Consider the following 2,257-nt stretch of genomic DNA (forward strand, 5'->3'; position numbering starts at 1 on the left):
ATGGAAATTCATCCGCTCGATCCAGCCGTCGCTCACCGGCGATTGGGCAAGGCGCTCATCGAGGCGCACCAAACTCTCGGTCGCCTTTGCGGCCGGGCCTATGAGCGTTTCCAGAGGCAATTTGCCGATTTCGTAAGCCATTGTTTTGGCTGTAGCTGATTTGCGAATGTCAAGCTAGTCGGCATTTAACTTGACTTGTCGGGGATTTTTCCGGCGGCCGTCTCTCCTTACTATAGTAAGTTCGGCCGGCGACTGTACAGTCCGACGCCTCAGACGCACGAGAGGCCTGAAAACCGCGCATTTCCGCCATCTGCACGGCCGTAGAGAATGCTCAAAAGACATCAAGAGACGTTTACAAAGGATCGTTTGTTGATATCTTCGGTGTTTGTACAAACGCCCATTTCCTATGCTGAGAGACGCCGCAAATGGCCCGTGAAGCGCAAGATCGACGCTCCGGACGACCAAAGGGCCGGCAAATCGGCTACGCGCGCGTGTCGACGGACGAACAAGCGACGGAAGCGCAGGAGATTGAGCTGCGATCGGCCGGCTGTGACGTCGTCGTTCAGGAACATGGATCCGGTGCATCGAGAGCTCGCCCTGCCCTACTGCGGTTGATGAGCGACATCGGCGCCGGCGATGTCCTGGTCGTCGTGCGTCTCGATCGCCTTGCGCGCTCGGTCAGCCATCTTCTTCAGGTGATCGAGGATCTGACTGAGAAGGGCGCGCATTTCCGATCTCTCCGAGATCCGATCGACACCTCAACGCCGCAGGGCATGTTTTCGCTACAGGTACTCGGCGCCGTTGCCCAACTCGAGCGTGCGCTGATTTCGGAGCGGACCAAGTCCGGCATCATCGCTGCACGATCGAAGGGGCGGCTGCCAGGCAATCCTGGTATCCGGGAGCGCAGGCCCGAAGCCCTGGCGAAGATGACAGCGGTGCAAAAGGCAGCCTATGGCCGACGGCTACAATCGACGATGAACAAGTGGCTTCCGACGGTCCGCCGGATGCGACCAGACCACAACTGGGACGATATCGCTCGGGTCCTGAAGCAGCGCGGCCTCGAGTGGACGCCTGAACGACTGCGGCGGGCAGTGAGGTGGCTCGTCACCGAGCACCTGGCCGAATCCACACTGCTAAAGCGGGCGTCTCCTCTGCCTCCCGAAGATCGCCTGATGACTCTTGTGGCAGGGATTTCGCAGTCTAACCCAGACCTCTCGCTTCGCGATATCGCTGGCCAGCTCGAGCGTCTGCATGAGCGAACCCCACGAGGAAGCGCAAAATGGTCTGCCTCCTCAGTCAAGAACCTGCTCGATCGAGCCCGCCGGCTTGGACTCGTCGCCGAACTACCCGCGAGCTGACCGTCATCCCGCTGCAGAACAGTCCGTCAGTCTACGGTCCGTGGCTGACGCTCAACATTCCCGAGCCGCTTGTACGCCCCCCAGGCATCGGCTGGAACAGCGCTGCCGGCGCGCGCCAGCCAATCCGCACGATCGGCCTCAGAAAGTGAATTCCACCACACCATCCCGGCGGTTTCATCGGGCGTCGGTTCCCGGTCGTGTTCATTTTTCATGTCCTCGATGCTCTCATAAGACGCTCGTCCCGACAAGCGCTGCAGCGACCGCCCAAGCCCATAGAGCGGATCAAAACCCGCCCACCTCATCATCATCTGCGCCCCGGCTTGTCGAGGCTGCGGCGCAACGCATCGCTGATTTCCAGCCGGGATTCGGTGCGCACAATCTTGCCCGCCGTCTCCAGATCGGCGGCAGCGGCTTCAGCTCCGTTTCCGGTCGTCTTCGACGCGTCAAGCTTGGCCCGCAACAAGGCCATCACCATCGGCCAGACTGAGAACTTTCCGGCCTTTGCTCGGTCCGTCAGGCTGCGCAAATAGCCGCCGGCGCTGTTGATCTGGTCCTGTCGCTGGTAGATCGCAGCAATGGTAATCGCCGCCTGCTGCTCACCCATTGCCGTTCGCGCTTTCTCCCAGGCGCTCGGGCTGATGCCCATGGTCGGCCGGGCAACCTCGGCTGCGGCCAGAAATTCACGCCAGTTGCGAATTCCGCCGCCGCCCTTCACCAACCAGAGCATGTTCGGGCAGGCATCCAGCACGATTCCCAGCGGTAGCTCGCGCTTCGGCAGGCTCCGCACGTTGTCGGTTTCCGCTGCGCTGCCGCTCGCTTCATTCTTATTTCCTAAGCCACTTTCAGATTCAGATTTAGAGTCTGGTTTTGAATTCTGTATGTGGCGCTCGATATGAGAC

The 2,257-nt window shown here is 60.4% G+C and carries 3 protein-coding genes; 1 reads left to right on the forward strand and 2 read right to left on the reverse strand.

The annotated features are described in order from the left end of the window. Nucleotides 1–425 precede the first annotated feature (425 nt). Nucleotides 426–1,358, forward strand: coding sequence for a recombinase family protein (locus EN780_RS32475; protein ID WP_128276314.1), 933 nt, complete (start codon nucleotides 426–428; stop codon nucleotides 1,356–1,358). Nucleotides 1,359–1,384: 26 nt separating this feature from the next. Here the strand turns inward: EN780_RS32475 and EN780_RS32480 are convergent, their stop codons facing one another. After that, on the reverse strand, nucleotides 1,385–1,666 hold the full coding sequence (locus EN780_RS32480; RefSeq protein WP_128276315.1) for a hypothetical protein: 282 nt from the start codon (nucleotides 1,664–1,666) through the stop codon (nucleotides 1,385–1,387). Continuing rightward, nucleotides 1,663–2,257 (reverse strand): plasmid replication protein RepC (gene repC / locus EN780_RS32485; RefSeq protein WP_245500197.1); only part of this gene is annotated, 595 nt, incomplete at its 5' end. The genes repC and EN780_RS32480, both read right to left, overlap by 4 nt.

Source organism: Mesorhizobium sp. M4B.F.Ca.ET.089.01.1.1, from assembly GCF_004022605.1.
GTDB lineage: Bacteria > Pseudomonadota > Alphaproteobacteria > Rhizobiales > Rhizobiaceae > Mesorhizobium > Mesorhizobium abyssinicae.

Excerpts from the sequence above, each read along its gene's own strand:
- EN780_RS32475 (WP_128276314.1), top strand. The coding sequence starts at position 426 with ATGGCCCGTGAAGCGCAAGATCGACGCTCCGGACGACCAAAGGGCCGG.
- EN780_RS32480 (WP_128276315.1), bottom strand. The coding sequence starts at position 1,666 with ATGATGATGAGGTGGGCGGGTTTTGATCCGCTCTATGGGCTTGGGCGG.